Below are 17,312 nucleotides of genomic sequence, written 5' to 3'. Positions count from 1 at the left end.
AGGAAAATCAAGTGGCAGAAATTATTGTTCCGGAACTAGCAGAATCGATTACAGAGGGTACCATTGCACAATGGTTAAAACAACCAGGTGATACAGTAGAAAAAGGCGAATTTATCGTTGAATTAGAAACAGATAAAGTTAACGTAGAGGTTATTTCTGAAGAAGCTGGAGTAGTAAGTGAGCTATTATTTGCAGAAGGTGATACTGTTCAAGTTGGTGAAGTTATTGCTATTGTAGGTGCTGGTTCAGGTGCACCAGCAGCTAAGACAGAAGCAAAGGAACAACCAAAAGAAGAAGCGAAAGCTCCTGAAGTTAATGGTAACAAAGCACAAGAAGTAGCAAAAGCAAATGAAGAGGCTTCTAATGAACAAGATCGTACCATTGCAAGTCCTGCTGCTCGCAAACTAGCTCGCGAAAAAGGCATTAACTTAAGTGAAATTTCACCTGTAGATCCTATGGGTCGCGTTCGAGTTCAAGATGTATCTGCGCATGGTTCTAAACCAGCACCATCAAAAGCAGAGCCTGCTAAAACAACAACACCAGCTAAAGAGGATGATGGCCGTACTACTCGTGAGAAGATGTCACGCCGTCGTCAAACAATTGCTTCTCGTCTATTAGAAGTAAGACAAAGTACAGCAATGCTAACAACTTTTAACGAAATTGACATGACTAATGTTATGGCATTACGTTCTCGTAAAAAAGACAAATTCTTTGAGGACAATGATGTTCGTCTTGGATTTATGTCTTTCTTCACTAAAGCAGTTGTAGCTGCATTAAAAAAATACCCATATGTGAATTCTCAAATTGACGGGGATTACATTGTTAAAAACAATTTCTACGATATTGGTATAGCTGTTTCTACAGAAGGTGGATTAGTAGTACCGATTGTACGTGATGCTGACCGCAAAAACTTTGCAGAAATTGAAGGAGACATTGCAGGCCTTGCTAAAAAAGCGCGTGACAACAAATTAGCTCTTTCAGACATGGCTGGTGGATCATTTACTATCACAAACGGTGGAGTATTCGGTTCCCTACTGTCTACACCAATTTTAAATGGTACACAAGTTGGTATTCTTGGAATGCATACAATTCAAAAGCGTCCAATTGCTGTTGGAAATGAAATTGAAATCCGTCCAATGATGTATGTAGCACTTTCTTATGATCACCGTGTAATCGATGGAAAAGATTCTGTTGGATTCCTAAAAACAGTTAAAGAACTTCTTGAAAACCCTGAAGATTTAATGCTAAATTCTTAATCATTTAGAGCAGACATTTAATTTGTCTGCTCTTTTTTTAGTTAAGAAAACATATACTGTTTTCAAAGTATATGTCCAGCTATGCGTAACTAGTTAAATTAGTATCGTGATTGAATTTTCCTTCATTCAATCGTATACTATATTTAAAGGAAGTGGTTAAATGATACATACAAATTGGGCAGTGAAGCCAACTATTAAGACAGTAACATGTATCCATACAGACGCTAAAAAATTCTTAGTTAGCAATGTACTGACAGTTGGAAACACATATGAAGTTAAAAATGAAACCGAAGAATTTTTATTTGTCATAGACAATACAGGTAAGGTCGGCGGCTATTATAAGGAATATTTTCAATAAAAAACTGATGATTCTTCATCAGTTTTTTTTTGAAAACAAGATAGTTTTCGCGTTTTGAGCAAGTAGGCAGTCATAGGCGCTTGAACTTTTCTTATTAAGGAGGAACAACATGATTGATTTAATAGAGAGAGAAAGACAAATAAGAACTAAAAGGTTGCACAGTGAGAAAGATATAGATTTGATTGGCTTTGGAGGATATGTTTCACCAATCGACTTTTTGTATGAGGATGTATTGATTGCGGTTTCCTTAAAAAAGCCTGTTTTATTAAAAGGTCCAACAGGAGCAGGGAAGACAAAGCTTGCTGAAACAGTGTCTCATTTCTTTTCTCAGCCTGTACAGAGCATTAACTGTTCGGTAGATTTGGACGCAGAATCCTTACTTGGTTTTAAAACTATTGTCATTAAAGAAGGAACTAATGTTATTGAGTTTGTAGATGGTCCTGTAGTTGAGGCGATGAAAAAAGGGCATATCCTATATATTGATGAAATAAATATGGCAAAGTCCGAAACCTTACCGATTTTACATAGCGTGTTAGATTATCGCCGTATGCTTACAAATCCCTTTACTGGTGAGGTCATCAAGGCTCACCCAGATTTTTCTGTTATAGCTGCCATTAATGAAGGGTATATCGGAACAACTCCTATGAATGAAGCATTGAAAAATCGTTTTGTCTCATTTACTATTCCATATATTTCTGGAGATTTACTTGCGAATCTATTTCATAATTTATTTCCTGATGCACACGAAGAGCTTCACACTCTAATGCTTAATCTTGCATCAGATTTAATGGAACAAGTGAAGCAAGGTCTATTAGCTGAAGACGCTGCCTCTATTCGAAGCCTCCAATATGCAATGGAGCTAGCACACTATATGGAACCATTGAGAGCTATAAACTATGCGATTGCTGAAAAGTTAGAGGATGAACAAGAGAAGAGACTTGTTTTAGAGCTTGCTTCCTCTTGGATTAAGTGAGGTGATGTAATTGTCTTCGGTAAATCGCTTTATCCAATTCAATAACGAAACGATTGATGCAAGGCAACTGATGCATTACGAAACAATTGCTAAGGCTATGACAAAAAATATGGATATTACAATTAATGAAAGAAAGCTAATTGAGTTTCAACCTGAGGAACAGACTGTTTCTATAAGTGTATTTTGGAGACATCGTAGTGAAGAGGTTATGCATAAAGGTAGACTATCTGATATTTATTTATTAACAGAAGGATTTTGGAAGCACTTTAGTGTTCTAGCTTGGTCACATTACCTTGATCAAAGGGATAGTATCCTACCAAAGCTCATGGATCAAATCATCTTTTGTCTGGAAGAGTTTCGATTGATGGAAAGTATTCAAAAAAAGCGGATTGGTATGAGGAAAACTTTTGATATTAGAATAGAAACATACTTAGCCTTTCATAAGCAGCAGTTAACAGTAAATTTGCAAAAAGGATTTCTAGCAGATGCTTACCTCAGTTATTTGTATATCTGTTTGTATGAGGGAACCATTTATGCTACTGGTCCAGATTCCTTTATCGGAACAAACCAAATTATTCAAAAGGTATATGACAATAAATCTACTCAGGATTCGATTGATCTTGCGTTCCAAATTATAAATATTTTATCAGAGTTTATTTTTGACGATACCCTTCTCCAGTTTTATGCCATCCTATCGCCTTCTAATATAGCAAATATAGATTTTCATTACCATCAAGGGTTGAAGGATTCTGAGATGGGGGAGGAAGAAAAAAAAGATACGATTGAAGAAGTATTTAGATCGTGGCACAGGGAAAATGAGCAGGAGGATGGAGTCCATCTTCAATATGAATTGGAGCATGGCCGGGATGGAAAGGCCGAGCAAAACGTAAATGCAGAACAAGGACAGGAAAATCATGAGATTACCGAAACAGGACGGGGAAACTCCACTGGAAATAATAGTGAAGTTCAGGACGTCAAGCATGAAGAAGAAAAAAGTGGTTATAGCAAAAAAGCGGGCAAGAATTTTGGAAACGAGCATACTAATGTGGTTTATGAAGAAAAAAGGATAGAAATTGTTCCTAACCTCATTCAAAAAACACAACTACAAGCTATTCGACAGGACCAGGCTCCCTTTGTAAAAGCATTTGTACAAGAAATGAAAAAACGAATGGAGCAAAAGAAGATAGACCGACGAACAAACCTCTCTAAAGGCAGGCTTTCCACACAAATGACATCCATTTGGACTGAAGAAAGACCAAAACCGTTTTATAAAAAAAATGCTCCAAGTACTCAGTTAAATGCTGTATTTGGTTTACTTGTGGATGGTTCAGCTTCTATGCAGGATAAAATGGAGGAAACTCAAAAAGCCGTTTTATTATTTCATGATGTTCTAAGAGAGTTGAAGATTGTACACGAAATCGTTCTTCATTATGAAGATGCCTTCGAAGCATCTGAAACTAAGCAACCAAACACCTTTGAATGGGTTCATCGTTTAGAGGATGGTCATAAAGATAGTGGTTTCAGTATTTTGTCTATGGAAGCCCATGAGGATAATCGTGATGGATTTGCTATACGCTGGATTGGTAAACGACTAGAGGCACGACCAGAAAATCATAAATTCTTACTTGTCTTCTCTGACGGAGAGCCTTCTGCTTTTGGTTATGCACAAAACGGCATTATGGACACTGCAGAGGCTGTACTGGAGGTTGAACGAAAAAAGATATCCATTCTTCATCTTTTCCTAAATGATGAGGAAGCCACTGAAGAACAGATAGAGCTTTTTCATCTGATATTTGGTAAAAAAACTGCTACTGCTGCATCTTTGGAAAAGTTCTCAGATGAAACTTTACGGTTGCTACGGAAAATGCTTCATCATATCGTTAAAAGCTGATTAGTGAAAACAAAACTATAGCGTTGTGTTTTTTTGTGTGGTTTTGAGGAGAAAGTGGAGAGAGGCTTTAATGTTAATTGTGTAATTGAATAGGAACTACTAGCTTTTTCTATAAACATATAATATAAAAGGCATCGCCAATAAAAGCAATGCCTTTTTATATTATGGTTGTACGGATCTGTTTTTAGATTGGTCAGCGATGAGAAGTAGACGTTGTTTCAGTTCTTCTTCCATACGGCTAATTTCTATTTCTGCTGCTTTACGTTTTACTCTTCCATCGGCTTGGATACGCATTGTTTCCTCGATTGTTTGAAGAAGATTTTCCTGTGTTTTCTTCAATGTGTCGATTTCTACGATGCCACGTTCATTTTCTTTAGCAGTTTCAATACTATTTACTTTTAACATTTCTGAGTTTTTCAAGAGTAGATCATTTGTTGTTTTCGTTACCTGTCTTTGGGCCGCTACTGCTTTTTGCTGACGATTTAATGTAAGAGCGATAGCAATTTGGTTCTTCCACAATGGAATAGATGTCATAATTGACGATTGAATTTTTTCAGCTAACGTTTGGTTGGTTTGCTGAATCATTCGGATTTGCGGAGCGCTTTGGATGGTAATTTGACGTGAAAGTTGCAAATCATATACTCTTTTTTCTAAGCGGTCTACAAACTGTGCCATGTCATTAACTTCTTGATATGCCATTTGATCGTTAGACATTTCCGCTTTTCTTCTTAATTCTGGTATTGTTACATTTACAATTTCATCTCTTTTAAGCTCAGCTGCAGCAATATACACATTTAAAGCCTGGAAATATGTTTTGTTTTGATCGTAAAGTTTATCTAGCATTTGAACATCTTCCACAAGTCCACGTTTGGAATGCTCTAATTGTATGCCTATTCTGTCAATCTGAGTGCTTAGCTTTTGGTATTTCGTCATCATTTCTTGCACAGAACGGTTGACACGATTAAAGAGTTTTCGGATACCTGATTTCTTTTCTGTGGAAAGCTCCTCGGGATTCAGCTCAGATAACTTTTTCATTAAATCGCCTAAAATATCACCAACTGGCCCAATATCTTTTTTCTGAACATGATCTAACATTTGGTGGGAAAAGCGAGTAAGCTCTGTTTGAGCATTGGCACCATATGTTAGTATTGCCTCATAGTTTCCAGCTGGTATTTGATCAGCTAATTGTTGAGCTTTATGTTTTTCTTCTTCCGATAAACGATCTATTAATTTCGTTGGTAATGCATCTTTTGTTTGTTCGGAAACTGCTTGAGGCTTAGCTTCATTTAGAGCAAATGGGTTATTTAGTAGTTCGTCCATTAAAAAATCATCTGTTTTATTCGAGGTATTTTCGCTCATCTTTTGTCTCTCCTTTTAAATATAAAGGTTTAGCTTTTTTAGATACTGATAATTTAGCAAAGTCTAATTCCATTCTCAAATGCTCCATGTCGCTTGCTAGAACATTTTTTAAGTCATCTTCCATTACAGTGTTGATAGATTCTAAAGTCTCGCGTGTATCTTCTAAAGCTAGCTTCATTTCTCTATTTTTAGAAGGTTGAGAAACTAAGAAAGTATACTTAGAAGTAAGTTCTACAGCTGAATCTAGATGAGCGTAGAAGAAGTTTTCTGCTTGGTAAAATTTTTTAGGGTTTGCTTTAACCAATGCAATAATTCGTTTGGCTAATCTATTTAGTTCAAAAAGCTGTTTAAAGGAACTTATAGATCGCACTTTCAAATAATGACTATTAAGAGTACGGACCTTTGCATTAGCTTCCTTGATTTGATTTCGAATGTGGAAATATTCAGATGCTGTTAAATCATATTTCTTCATAATGGATTTTTGTTGTATTTTTTTAATCGTAAAGTTAGAGGCTGCATAAACGATAACAGCTAGTCCGGAACTTCCTAAAAATCCAAAATCGAGAGGAAAAAAGAATGTAAACCATGATGCAATCATGATTGGAATATTTATAAAATGACGAATGACGGTTTGAACTGCTTCTGTCATAGTCAAGACCTCCTTATATATACACTACATTATACGAATGAGAGAAAAGAAGGTTTCATTTTGCAAAAATAAACAATATGGGAAGAGCCTTTATAAGCTTCCCCAATTTCTCCATTTTGTTTGTAGTTGTTAATTATAACTTAACCCAAAGAGAGAAGATTTTCAATTTAAACAGTTCAAGTAAGTCGTAACAGTAGACAAAATAATTTAGAGCAGTAAAATATGAATTATTATAAAGTATTAGAGGCGATATATTATGTATGAGGTAATTTATATGAAAGCAGATTATGAACCATGGTGGGCTTTCGAAGGATGGGAAGATCATATTTTAGAAAGAGTTTCATTTGAAAAGGAAGAAGATGCACGATTGTATCTTGATAACAGGCTAACAGAATTTCGTAGAAAATTTCCAAAAGAAGAATCTAGAGAGGATAAATTCTGGGCTTTTTGGTCTGTTAAGGAGCAATGCTATTGTGAGTCCTGTGAGGATGATTTACAAATATTTCATGGTATCATCTGGAAAACTATCGAATAAACGATTTAGAATAATGTAAAAATTTGTTGACTAAATTTATCCAACTGCTATAATTTAGATAACAATTAAAATGATAAACCGTATTAGCAATTCACATATCCCATGTAGTGATCGATGATGTGATGTCGGTACTTCATGGAATATGTGAATTTTTAGATTTACATATTGTTAATTTTATTTTTGGAGGTAATAACATGAAACAAGGTACTGTAAAATGGTTTAACGCAGAAAAAGGATTTGGATTCATCGAAGTTGAAGGAGAAAATGACGTATTCGTACACTTCTCTGCTATTCAAGGTGAAGGCTTCAAATCACTTGAAGAGGGACAAAGTGTAGAATTTGAAGTAGTAGAAGGAAATCGCGGACCTCAAGCTGCAAATGTTACAAAACTATAAGTTAGAAAGCCCATCATTTAGATGGGCTATTTTTTTTGTCTCAAAATAAAAAATGTTTATGAAAACACTATCCGCATAGTGTTTAACTTTAAAACTATATGGGTAAATAAGACGAGTGTTCAAATTATCATTAAAATATCTAGGGGGAAGCAACTTGGAAAAGCTATTTTTAGATGAAAGAATTATAGAGTACTTTAAAGAGAACAAGAATCGTGTTCAAGAAAATCTTCTTTCTGAAGCTGTAAATGTCCGTGACAAGATTAATGACATTTTAAGAGTTGGAGATATTGATTTAATTAATAATGCACATAGTCTTATTAAGAATATTATCGAAGGTAATGATGAGGAGTTAGACTTATTTGCTAAACAAGAAGGAATCGCTTGGGCAACTCATTCCTTAACTTTAGCCTTCAAACTTGAATGGGTGCAGGCTATCCGTAGAACAGTCTGGGCCTTTATAAAAGAAATGAATGATCTTGAAGACTATTGGAATATGGAAGATTTCTTTGAAATAGAAAAACTGCTAAATAATCGAATAGATAATTTCTTAAACGCATTTTTCATAAATTATTCTACTTATAAAGATGCATTGATACTCTCTCAAAGAAAGGTTGTCGAAAATCTTTCAGTACCAATTATACCAATTACACCTTCTATCTGTATTTTACCTTTAATTGGTTCAGTTGATACATATCGAACAGCAATTTTAGAAGAGAAAGTATTGACAGAAATAGGAAGACTACGAATACAAACTTTAATCATAGATTTATCTGGAATTGCTGAAATGGAAAATGACGTAATAGAGCATCTTATGAAAACTTTATATGGAACTGCCATGATGGGGTGTCAAACAATAATTACCGGCTTAAGACCAGAGGTTGTTCGTCAAATGATCCGATTAGGAATGATGTTTGATAAAGATACAAAAACCTATGGCACATTACAACAAGCTTTAAATGAGTATTTAAATATAGGTGAAATAACATTAAAATAAGTTTATCTCATAAACAGAACATGCATGGAACAGGGATATTTAATGGCTTATCATTCATCCTATACTTTGTTACAGGTGCCTGGCACCTGTAACAAAGTACGCAAGCTGTTGTGGAAATCAATTATTTCATTTAAGTAGTACTATATATGTTTCATTTACCTAAATATTTGGTATAGTGATAAAAAGAAGGGGGAGTTTTGTATGGACTTAGAGTTAAAAAAGGAATTGCCTTCCTATGATGAACAACAAGATTTTTATACGAAATTACGCGCTAAAATAACAAATTACGTTGATTTAAAATCAAATAAGATGGGAAAGTTTACTCCGTATCTTTTGTTTGCTCCTGATTTTTTTCATTTACTTATTAAATCAATGTTGGATGACCGCATTGACTCGAAAAGTAAAACACTTATAGGGAGTGGTATTCTTTACTTTATTACTCCAATCGATATCTTACCAGAGGGCCTAGTGGGACCTGGTGGTTTCATCGATGATATTATAGTTGCAGCATTTATCGTCAATATGCTATTAAATAAATTTTCACCTGAAATTGTAGAAGAGCATTGGGCTGGAGAAGACAAACTTTTAAACACGTTGAAAAAGGTATCGGAAACTGGAGATACTGTTTTAGGAAAATTACCGGCTCGTTCATTGCTTGGCCGATTTATCAAAACTTCAAAAAAAGCATGAGACAATAATTGTCTCATGCTTTTTTAAAAATTGATAATAGTAACTATTTTTGTTTGAGGTGGTAATAGTGGAATATTTTGAAGAAGCAAAAGCTATTTGGAAAAAATATGTTCCGCCGAATGGACAATCGGAAACCGTAGAAGGAGAATTAATTAGAGCTATTGAGAAGTTAAGATATGAGGCACAGAATAATGGCAATGCGAATTGGGATGTTGAATTTGTTCGATTCTGTGATTATATATGGGATACTCTAAATGATGATGTTGTTTTTAAGCATGATGAGTTAAAAGAGATCAAAAATGATGTAGACGAGTTGCGAAATTCAGTTGCACCTGTTTTTGATGACGAATTGTATGATCGTATTATAGATCGTGTAATCGAGTGAGGTCTGGTACATTATGGACCAATTAATAGAGATTTAGATCCTCTGCAATATAGATGAGAAAAGGGTATCCGTGAATTATCACGAATACCCTTTTTTAAGATAAGAAAATGAAGATTTTATCTAGCACTTCGCTTTTCTATATTATAATTTTTGAGCTTCTTTCCATTCCAAAAATTCATCGTATGTCAGCTGCTTATCTAAGATAGAGCCGTCCTTGCGGATTTCGATTACACGATTTGCAATCGTTTGAATGAACTGATGGTCATGAGAGGTGAAGATCATAGCACCTTTAAACGCGATTAAGCCATTGTTTAGGGCTTGGATTGATTCTAAGTCTAAGTGGTTGGTAGGCTCATCTAATAACAAAACATTACTTTCAGAAAGCATCATTTTGGATAGCATACAACGAACTTTTTCTCCTCCAGATAGTACGGAAGGCTTTTTCTTTACTTCTTCACCAGAGAATAGCATACGTCCTAGGAATCCACGTAAGAATGTCTCACTTTCATCATCTGGTGAATATTGGCGAAGCCAATCAACTAGAGACGTTTCTGAACCGTTAAAGTATTTTGCGTTATCAAGAGGGAAATAAGCACGAGATGTAGTAACGCCCCATCTGATAGATCCTTCTTGTGGCTCTTCCTCTTCAGCTAGAAGACGAAGTAGAGCAGACTTAGCGAGCTCATCACCTAACAAAATAATTTTGTCGTCCTTATTCAAAGTGAAATTCATGCCAGAGAATAGTTTTTCGTTCTCTAATGAGTAACCAAGATCTTGAACTTGTAAAACGTCATTTCCAATTTCACGTTTCATAGCAAAGTTAACATATGGATACTTACGAGAAGATGGTCTAATATCATCTAACTCGATTTTATCTAACATTTTTTTACGTGAAGTTGCTTGCTTAGATTTAGATGCGTTAGCACTAAAGCGAGCAATGAAGGCTTGTAGTTCTTTAATTTTTTCTTCTTTTTTACTGTTTTGATCTTGTGCCATTTTAGTTGCAAGCTGACTCGATTCATACCAGAAGTCATAGTTTCCAACATAAACTTGAATTTTACTAAAGTCTAAGTCTGCGATATGTGTACAAACCTTGTTTAAAAAGTGACGGTCATGCGAAACTACGATAACAGTATTTTCAAAGTTGATCAAGAAATCTTCTAGCCATTGAATTGCTTTGATATCTAAATGGTTGGTAGGCTCATCTAGTAAAAGTACGTCTGGTTTACCAAACAATGCTTGTGCTAAAAGGACCTTCACTTTTTCTGAACCTGTTAATTCAGACATTTTCTTTTGGTGCATACTATCTGGAATTCCTAAACCTTGTAGAAGGATTGCTGCTTCTGATTCAGCTTCCCAACCGTTTAAATCTGCAAATTCGCCTTCTAGCTCAGCTGCACGCATACCATCTTCATCAGAAAAGTCTTCTTTCATATAAATTGCATTTTTTTCATTCATTACTTCATATAAACGCTTATGACCCATAATAACTGTTTCTAACACATTATATTCTTCATACTCAAAGTGATTTTGCTTCAAAATCGCTAAGCGCTCATCTGGATTCATAATCACATTACCTTCTTGTGGCTCAATTTCACCTGACAAGATTTTGATAAATGTAGACTTACCAGCTCCGTTTGCACCGATTAACCCATAGCAGTTACCTGGTGTAAACTTTATATTTACATCTTCGAATAATTTACGATCGCCAAATCGAAGACTTACATTACTTACTGCAATCATACTATACCTCCTAAAATTCACAATGCTCTTATTATAGCATGTAGTTTAAACAAAAGCTATCAAACGTTGATATGTTGGGGTTTAGAGCTGAATTAATTAATGGAGTGCCCCAATTTTGGCCATACTTAATTGTAAAATTTTCTGAAACAAACTTACTGATTATTGTTCAAATTATAAATAGAATAAAAAAATTTGACTTAAGCTTGTAATTTGAACCGAAAATGGCGATAAAGCAGGACGTAATAAATAAAAATGGCTATTTATTTTTTCCTGAAATTTCAAGTTGTAAAAGCAAACAAATGTTCTTATAATAAATTAAAAGGAGGGAACAAATGTGCGTATTACAATTTTGAATTCAATGAAAACAAAACAAGTATTTGAAATGATTTATATGAAAAACAACGGTGAAATCAGCAAGAGGAGAGTAAAAGTATTGAGTATTTCAAAGGAGACATTCCAAGCCTACTGCTTTTTAAGGGGTACTAAAAGGATTTTTAAAATTAACAACGTATTAGCATTTGTCCCTGTCTTTTATAAAGAAAGGACGGTTATTTAACAAAATTACTTGTTGTAGGAAGCTGTCTGAAGAACAATATACTAATTCATTCAAAGAAAAACAAAAGCAGATGGCTTTAGTTATTCTCTAGCTAGCTAATAGGTAATTTAACTTTAAAAAAAGAAAGGCTAATCATTTTTATTGAACCTTATTTATTACATTAAAGGAGAGTTTGACTTATGGGTTTTCATGATGCCTTTTTCGAAGAAGCAAAGAAATCAAAATATAATATTGATCCACGAAGAAATATTAAGTGGGGAACTTCAATGATGCTTCCAGAGCATGTGGCATTGCTACGTGATTATTACGAGGAAGTAAAAAGAGAGCCGAAACCAGAGTTAACAGAATATGATTACGTGACACTATCAGAGAATCTGAACATAGCTTATACATCCAAAAGTGATACAAAAATTAAAAGATGGAAAAATGGTCAATTTGTTTATAATAGGGGAATTATAGAGGAAGTTGACTTAAAGCACAGGGTGATTCAGCTACAGGACCCATTTTATTTATTATCGATAAAAATAGATGAAATAGTAGATGTTACGATTATGGATTAAACTAAATGAATTTAAGAAGAATAAGTAAATAGAAGGAGAGGGTGTTGAGAAATAAATAGATAAGAAAACTAACAGTAGAATATTGATAAAATAAAAAAGAATTTTCTACCGAGTAATTTTTATCTTCTAACTTTGTTTAATAAATAAACTCTCCTCCTACAGTCCATCAACAATAACTTTAGGCTACAAGTTTTAAACCTACTGCAGCCCCTAAAACCATGCTTATAAAAACAATTCTTTTCCAATCTGAGGATTCTCCGTATAAAACCATACCCAAAATTGCTCCACCAGAAGCACCAATTCCTGTCCAAATAGCATAAGCTGTACCCATAGGAAGTGTTTTCATTGAATAAGCAAGAAGTATAAAGCTTGCTCCAAACCCTAAAATTAATATCACAAGCGTTTGCCAATTTCGATCTTTATGCAACTTACTTATCATTGCAACACCAAACATTTCACACAATCCTGCTAAAATTAAAGAAATCCAGGCCATTAGGATTCATTCCCTTCTTGAACTTTGTCGGGTGTAACTAGTTTCAAGCCAATTACTCCTGCTAACAAAAATAATATCAAAAGTACTTTTTCTACTTGGAACGGTTCGCCAAAAAATAGAATTTCAGAGAAGACAGTTCCTGCCGTACCTAAACCAACAAAAACTGCATATACAGTTCCTACTGGAAGTCTACGTCCAGACATGATCATTAAATAAAAACTGATAAAAATAGCAATGACGGTTCCAGCCCATGTCCAAAAGTCATCCGCATGTTTTAAACCAATAACCCAAAAAATCTCAAAGATAGCAGCAACAAATACCTTAATCCAGTCTTTATTCATATAAAAGCACCTCCAAATTTATTATTACCAAAAATAAAAAAGCCTAGAAGATAACTGTTTAACAGTTTCTCCCAGGCTTTTATCCTTCCGTGACACAGCAAAGCTGTGAGTTTTCTCTCGGTCCAGACTAACGTAACTGTTACGGAACCCTAGAAAACATTTAAAGTATATAATTACTTTGTATTATACACATTTTAATACTAAAATCAATATTATGTTGAAAAAAATTAATCCCTTAAGCATAAGCTCAGTCTGTAGTTAGCTTTGAGGTTTATTCCAATGCTTGCCGAGGAATTCATCTCTTCCGGATTGTGCACGATCTTCTTTATAGTGATCAGGACTTTTTTTATAAAAGTCTTGGTGATAATCCTCAGCAATATAAAAGGCCTTGGCATCTCTTATTGTGGTAACGATTGGCTTAGAAAATTTACCGCTTTCTGCTAGCTGCTGTTTCGATTTTTCTGCTAGCTCTCGTTGGTTCTCATTATAAACAAATATAGCAGTACTATAGCTTTCTCCACGGTCCTGGAATTGCCCTCCAGCGTCTGTGGGATCAATTTGCTGCCAATAAATTTCTAATAGCTTTTCATAGGAAAAGATAGATGAATCATATTGTATTTCTACTACCTCTAAGTGCCCAGAATCACCTTTTTTTACTTGTTCATACGTAGGGTTTTCAATATGCCCACCCATATAGCCTGAGGTTACTTTATGTATTCCGTCCCATGTATCAAATGGTTTTACCATGCACCAAAAACAGCCTCCGGCAAACGTAGCTTTTTCTATCATTTTTATATACCTCCTAATATAGTAAAATGATTTTACCATTACTTTTGAAGTTGTACAAAATTCTGAAACCAAGTTTATGAAAATACGTTATTATAAGAGTAGGCTACTAATGGCATTTAAGTGCCTTTTCACATAGCTGAGGAACTTAAGGGGAGATTTATAATGGATGAAGAACAAGTAAAAGAAAGAAGATACAAACCGAAGAAGAAGCTACGAAAAGGTAGAGTGATATTAACTATACTTATCGTATTTGTATTAGTTATAGGTACTTACTCATTTTTACAATATAGAGCAGGATATAATTTAGCGAAGGAAACAAAAGTTCATCAAGAAATCGTTTTCGAGGGCGACTCTTGGTCTAAAGGCGAGCGAGAAAATATTTTAGTCCTTGGTGCTGATTCAGGAGCAGGTGGGAAAGAAAAATCCAGAACTGACACGATGATGGTTATTTCCTGGGATAAGAAAAGTAATGATGTGAAAATTATCTCGTTCATGCGAGACATCTATGCAGATATTCCAAACTATCAATCATATAAGTTAAATACTGCATACTATTTGGGCGGTGTCCCGACTCTTCAGGCAACATTGAAGAATATGTTTGATATCCCGATACATCATTATGCCCTTATCGATTTTAGGAGCTTTGAGTCGCTAGTTGATATTCTTGCGCCCGAAGGGATAAAAATGGACGTGGAAAAAGATATGTCCGAAAAAATTGGTGTGTCCTTAACTAAAGGTGAGCAACAATTAGATGGGAAGGAATTACTAGGTTATGCAAGATTCCGGGCAGATAACGAAGGCGATTTTGGAAGGGTTGCCCGACAACAAAAAGTGATGGAAGCTTTAAAGGATGAAGTGCTATCTATAGATAACATTTCTAATGTTCCTCAATTCTTAGGTGCAGCAGAGGGATATATCCAAACAGATTATTCAAGAAAAGATAAAGCTATTCGAGTGATGGATGCAATAGTTAGTGGAAAATTAGAAATAGACAAAATGACGATTCCTGTAGAAGGAAGTTATTCTTTTAAGATCTATAAGCATGCTGGTTCTGTAATTGTCATTGATAAAGATCAAAATAGGAAGGCAATAGAAGATTTTTTATCAAATTAGTAGCTTCTACATTTGATATTGAATCTTTACACTCGTAAAATAAGGGTATAGGAAAGGATGTTTGGTAAAAGTGGAACCAGAAAAGCCTTCTTTTTTCTCAACGAGATACATAAAGTTTTTAGGTGGGCGTAATACTATATTCACCCTTATATTGCTATTGATGATTGGGTTAATCATTATGATTTATGATGAAATTTCCTTTATCTTTGTCCCGCTCACAGTTTTTTTGGGTAATGTTATACTACCAATCATTTTAGCGGTCATTGTTTATTATTTACTTAGACCGATATTGCGAATGCTAGAAAAAATTAAAGTTAAAAGAGTGCTCGGAATACTTCTGATCTTTTTAGCTTTAGTAGGAATTGTTACCTTATTGGTATTTCTTGTGTTTCCATTTTTAAAAGCTCAATTTTTTAGATTGGCAGAAGAGCTCCCAGGTTATTTTATAGAAGTATTGAGTCAATTAGATTCATTTTTGAGAACAAATACTTTTATTAGCTCTTATTATTTACAAATAGAGAATGATGTTGCTAATCTGTTATATGATTTACCAAAGGAGCTAGGAGCATTCTTCCAAAATACCTTCACTGGTATAGCAACTGGTATTTCATCTTTTATCGGTATACTTACTAGCTTCATATTAGCAATTGTTACTGTGCCTTTTATCTTATTTTACCTTTTAAAGGATGGAGAAAAGCTTCCTGCATATATTCTTAAAATATTTCCACCTCGTATGAGAGAGGATTTAAAATCGGTATTTACTAGCATAGACAAGCAAATTAGCTCTTACATCCAAGGTCAGATACTTGTTTCCATGTGCATAGGAATAATGATTTTTATTGGTTTCACCATTATTGGAATGGATTATGCATTATTGTTAGGCGTATTGGCTATGGTAACAAGCGTTGTCCCTTATCTAGGGCCAGTTATAGCTATTACTCCAGCAGCTATTATTGCTTTAGTCACATCGCCATTTATGTTGATTAAGCTCGCTGTTGTATGGACGGTTGTTCAACTGATCGAAGGGAAATTTATATCCCCACAAATTATGGGTAAATCACTACATGTGCATCCAATTACTATTATTTTTGTATTAATTACTTCTGGTGCATTATTCGGAGTTCCTGGAGTTATATTAGGTATTCCGGGGTATGCCATTTTAAAAGTTATAGTTTCCCATTTTTACACATTGTTTAAAAAGAGGTACAATAAATTTGAACCGGTTGTAGAAAAACATTATGAGTACACAAATAACAAGGTGGAATGAGAGTAATGGCCAAAAAATTTAACTCCAGTATAGAAGTGAAATCAATAAAGATTGATACAATTGTGGATCATCCTTATATCGAACACGGTATAAATCTTTCAGGAACTATCTATATTGATGGCGTACATGACTATGAGCAAATTGAAAATATTAAATTAGAAGTCTTTAAAGTGATTAATGGTAAAGTACCAAAGGTTGTTTCCAAGCATTCTATTGAACTGGTTGGTACTGTCGCATCTAAGGATATGCAAATGATTCCTTTTGAGATAATGCCAGATGAAAGATGGCTTCCAGATGGTGAAGAAGAAATGACTACACTTATCTTAAGAACGACCGTCTTGTTTGAAAATGGTTCCGAATACAATGACGAAGATGAAATACATTTTGATATTGAGGAATAAAAAGCAAAGAATCCCAGCATTTATTGCTGGTTTTTTTGTGGATAAAATTCTATTTGAAGACCACTCTATGTGAAAAGAGACTGCAGATTATTGCTTACAAGTGATAATTGCATCATAAAGGAGCAGCCGATGAAAAAGTTAATTGTTTTGTTAATATTAGTTTTGTTGCCTTTAACTGCTTGTGGAGAAGATCGTACTTCAAATGATGTCCCACCGCCAGAAACGATCGATAATACAAGAGATAGTATTACCCCGGAATCAGGGAATGAAGAAGTTAATAAAGAAAATGATGAAGGAATGCCAAACACGAACGAGCTTAACGATCCTGGCTTAGAGGGCTTAAAAGGTGACGAATAAAAATTCACATTGTAGGAAATAGTGGAATATGTTAAAATAGTCTTACATTAATGATCGGAGGTGAAGAAGGAATGAAAAACACTGTGAATGCACATGGATTTATTTTGGGATTTTTATCCATATCCTGTGCGATTACTCATGGATTTGCTAAGAACGGGACCAGTCTGTCCTTTTTTAAACAATTACATGAAATTCACAGCTGATAAG

At 34.5% G+C, this 17,312-nt stretch carries 22 protein-coding genes and 1 riboswitch; of the genes, 16 read left to right on the top strand and 6 right to left on the bottom strand.

What is annotated here, in order from left to right; all coding sequences use genetic code 11:
- The first annotated feature begins 11 nt into the window (after window positions 1–11).
- The 4 genes from odhB to ACQKNZ_RS12055 all read left to right on the top strand — a co-directional run bounded on the left by odhB (window position 12) and on the right by ACQKNZ_RS12055 (window position 4,478).
- The gene (gene odhB / locus ACQKNZ_RS12070) at window positions 12–1,256 is read left to right on the top strand and encodes a 2-oxoglutarate dehydrogenase complex dihydrolipoyllysine-residue succinyltransferase (RefSeq protein ID WP_144536625.1); all 1,245 of its coding nucleotides are present in this window, start codon (window positions 12–14) and stop codon (window positions 1,254–1,256) included.
- 160 nt (window positions 1,257–1,416) lie between these two features.
- Complete coding sequence (locus ACQKNZ_RS12065) at window positions 1,417–1,614, top strand: DUF6501 family protein (protein WP_144536623.1); 198 nt, start codon at window positions 1,417–1,419, stop codon at window positions 1,612–1,614.
- A gap of 109 nt (window positions 1,615–1,723) precedes the next feature.
- A complete protein-coding gene (locus ACQKNZ_RS12060) occupies window positions 1,724–2,587 on the top strand; it encodes an ATP-binding protein (RefSeq protein WP_427659882.1) in 864 nt (287 codons plus the stop codon).
- Between the two features lie 10 nt (window positions 2,588–2,597).
- Window positions 2,598–4,478, top strand: a complete 1,881-nt coding sequence (locus ACQKNZ_RS12055; protein ID WP_154310878.1) for a vWA domain-containing protein — start codon at window positions 2,598–2,600, stop codon at window positions 4,476–4,478.
- A 162-nt stretch (window positions 4,479–4,640) separates the two neighbouring features.
- Here the strand turns inward: ACQKNZ_RS12055 and ACQKNZ_RS12050 are convergent, their stop codons facing one another.
- Both ACQKNZ_RS12050 and ACQKNZ_RS12045 read right to left on the bottom strand, forming a co-directional pair.
- Window positions 4,641–5,837 carry a toxic anion resistance protein gene (locus tag ACQKNZ_RS12050; protein ID WP_340863109.1) on the bottom strand — a complete coding sequence of 399 codons (1,197 nt, stop codon included), beginning with the start codon at window positions 5,835–5,837 and terminating at the stop codon, window positions 4,641–4,643.
- Complete coding sequence (locus ACQKNZ_RS12045) at window positions 5,815–6,486, bottom strand: 5-bromo-4-chloroindolyl phosphate hydrolysis family protein (RefSeq protein WP_144536615.1); 672 nt, start codon at window positions 6,484–6,486, stop codon at window positions 5,815–5,817. The genes ACQKNZ_RS12050 and ACQKNZ_RS12045 overlap by 23 nt, the downstream gene beginning before the upstream one ends.
- A 274-nt stretch (window positions 6,487–6,760) precedes the next feature.
- Between ACQKNZ_RS12045 and ACQKNZ_RS12040 the strand changes: the two genes are divergently transcribed.
- From ACQKNZ_RS12040 to ACQKNZ_RS12020, 5 genes are all read left to right on the top strand, one after another.
- On the top strand, window positions 6,761–7,021 hold the full coding sequence (locus tag ACQKNZ_RS12040; protein WP_229654078.1) for a DUF1033 family protein: 261 nt from the start codon (window positions 6,761–6,763) through the stop codon (window positions 7,019–7,021).
- A 194-nt stretch (window positions 7,022–7,215) separates the two neighbouring features.
- Window positions 7,216–7,416, top strand: a complete 201-nt coding sequence (locus ACQKNZ_RS12035) for a cold-shock protein (protein WP_144536611.1) — start codon at window positions 7,216–7,218, stop codon at window positions 7,414–7,416.
- A 154-nt stretch (window positions 7,417–7,570) separates the two neighbouring features.
- Window positions 7,571–8,410: an STAS domain-containing protein gene (locus tag ACQKNZ_RS12030; RefSeq protein WP_144536609.1), complete on the top strand. Its 840-nt coding sequence runs from the start codon at window positions 7,571–7,573 to the stop codon at window positions 8,408–8,410.
- Window positions 8,411–8,611: 201 nt separating this feature from the next.
- Entirely contained in the window at window positions 8,612–9,100 is a 489-nt protein-coding gene (locus tag ACQKNZ_RS12025) for a YkvA family protein (protein ID WP_427659878.1), read from the top strand.
- 58 nt (window positions 9,101–9,158) lie between these two features.
- Complete coding sequence (locus ACQKNZ_RS12020; protein WP_427659876.1) at window positions 9,159–9,485, top strand: hypothetical protein; 327 nt, start codon at window positions 9,159–9,161, stop codon at window positions 9,483–9,485.
- Window positions 9,486–9,626: 141 nt separating this feature from the next.
- Here ACQKNZ_RS12020 and ACQKNZ_RS12015 read toward each other — a convergent pair whose 3' ends face one another.
- Complete coding sequence (locus ACQKNZ_RS12015) at window positions 9,627–11,228, bottom strand: ABC-F family ATP-binding cassette domain-containing protein (RefSeq protein ID WP_340863112.1); 1,602 nt, start codon at window positions 11,226–11,228, stop codon at window positions 9,627–9,629.
- Window positions 11,229–11,562: 334 nt separating this feature from the next.
- Between ACQKNZ_RS12015 and ACQKNZ_RS12010 the strand changes: the two genes are divergently transcribed.
- Together ACQKNZ_RS12010 and ACQKNZ_RS12005 are read left to right on the top strand one after the other, a co-directional pair.
- A complete protein-coding gene (locus ACQKNZ_RS12010; RefSeq protein WP_427659874.1) occupies window positions 11,563–11,784 on the top strand; it encodes a transcriptional regulator in 222 nt (73 codons plus the stop codon).
- 179 nt (window positions 11,785–11,963) lie between these two features.
- The gene (locus ACQKNZ_RS12005; protein WP_144536603.1) at window positions 11,964–12,344 is read left to right on the top strand and encodes a YolD-like family protein; all 381 of its coding nucleotides are present in this window, start codon (window positions 11,964–11,966) and stop codon (window positions 12,342–12,344) included.
- A 178-nt stretch (window positions 12,345–12,522) separates the two neighbouring features.
- Here ACQKNZ_RS12005 and ACQKNZ_RS12000 read toward each other — a convergent pair whose 3' ends face one another.
- The 3 genes from ACQKNZ_RS12000 to msrA all read right to left on the bottom strand — a co-directional run bounded on the left by ACQKNZ_RS12000 (window position 12,523) and on the right by msrA (window position 13,967).
- A complete protein-coding gene (locus tag ACQKNZ_RS12000; protein WP_144536601.1) occupies window positions 12,523–12,837 on the bottom strand; it encodes a DMT family transporter in 315 nt (104 codons plus the stop codon).
- Complete coding sequence (locus tag ACQKNZ_RS11995; RefSeq protein ID WP_144536600.1) at window positions 12,837–13,178, bottom strand: SMR family transporter; 342 nt, start codon at window positions 13,176–13,178, stop codon at window positions 12,837–12,839. The genes ACQKNZ_RS12000 and ACQKNZ_RS11995 overlap by 1 nt, the downstream gene beginning before the upstream one ends.
- A gap of 66 nt (window positions 13,179–13,244) precedes the next feature.
- A riboswitch (guanidine-I (ykkC/yxkD leader) is annotated at window positions 13,245–13,342 on the bottom strand.
- 94 nt (window positions 13,343–13,436) lie between these two features.
- Entirely contained in the window at window positions 13,437–13,967 is a 531-nt protein-coding gene (gene msrA / locus ACQKNZ_RS11990) for a peptide-methionine (S)-S-oxide reductase MsrA (protein ID WP_144536599.1), read from the bottom strand.
- A 162-nt stretch (window positions 13,968–14,129) separates the two neighbouring features.
- Here msrA and ACQKNZ_RS11985 point away from each other — a divergent pair, with 162 nt between their 5' ends.
- The 5 genes from ACQKNZ_RS11985 to ACQKNZ_RS11965 all read left to right on the top strand — a co-directional run bounded on the left by ACQKNZ_RS11985 (window position 14,130) and on the right by ACQKNZ_RS11965 (window position 17,308).
- Window positions 14,130–15,080 (top strand): LCP family protein, encoded by a 951-nt coding sequence (locus ACQKNZ_RS11985; RefSeq protein WP_427659870.1) that lies wholly within the window; start codon window positions 14,130–14,132, stop codon window positions 15,078–15,080.
- 70 nt (window positions 15,081–15,150) lie between these two features.
- Entirely contained in the window at window positions 15,151–16,347 is a 1,197-nt protein-coding gene (locus tag ACQKNZ_RS11980) for an AI-2E family transporter (RefSeq protein WP_144536596.1), read from the top strand.
- A 5-nt stretch (window positions 16,348–16,352) separates the two neighbouring features.
- Entirely contained in the window at window positions 16,353–16,748 is a 396-nt protein-coding gene (locus tag ACQKNZ_RS11975) for a sporulation protein (RefSeq protein ID WP_191697063.1), read from the top strand.
- A gap of 129 nt (window positions 16,749–16,877) precedes the next feature.
- Window positions 16,878–17,105, top strand: a complete 228-nt coding sequence (locus tag ACQKNZ_RS11970) for a hypothetical protein (protein WP_144536592.1) — start codon at window positions 16,878–16,880, stop codon at window positions 17,103–17,105.
- Between the two features lie 50 nt (window positions 17,106–17,155).
- The gene (locus ACQKNZ_RS11965; protein WP_427659867.1) at window positions 17,156–17,308 is read left to right on the top strand and encodes an RAxF-45 family protein; all 153 of its coding nucleotides are present in this window, start codon (window positions 17,156–17,158) and stop codon (window positions 17,306–17,308) included.
- Window positions 17,309–17,312 lie beyond the last annotated feature (4 nt).

Source organism: Psychrobacillus sp. NPDC093200, from assembly GCF_050280345.1.
GTDB lineage: Bacteria > Bacillota > Bacilli > Bacillales_A > Planococcaceae > Psychrobacillus > Psychrobacillus faecigallinarum.
This window is presented reverse-complemented; position numbering and strand designations above follow the sequence as displayed.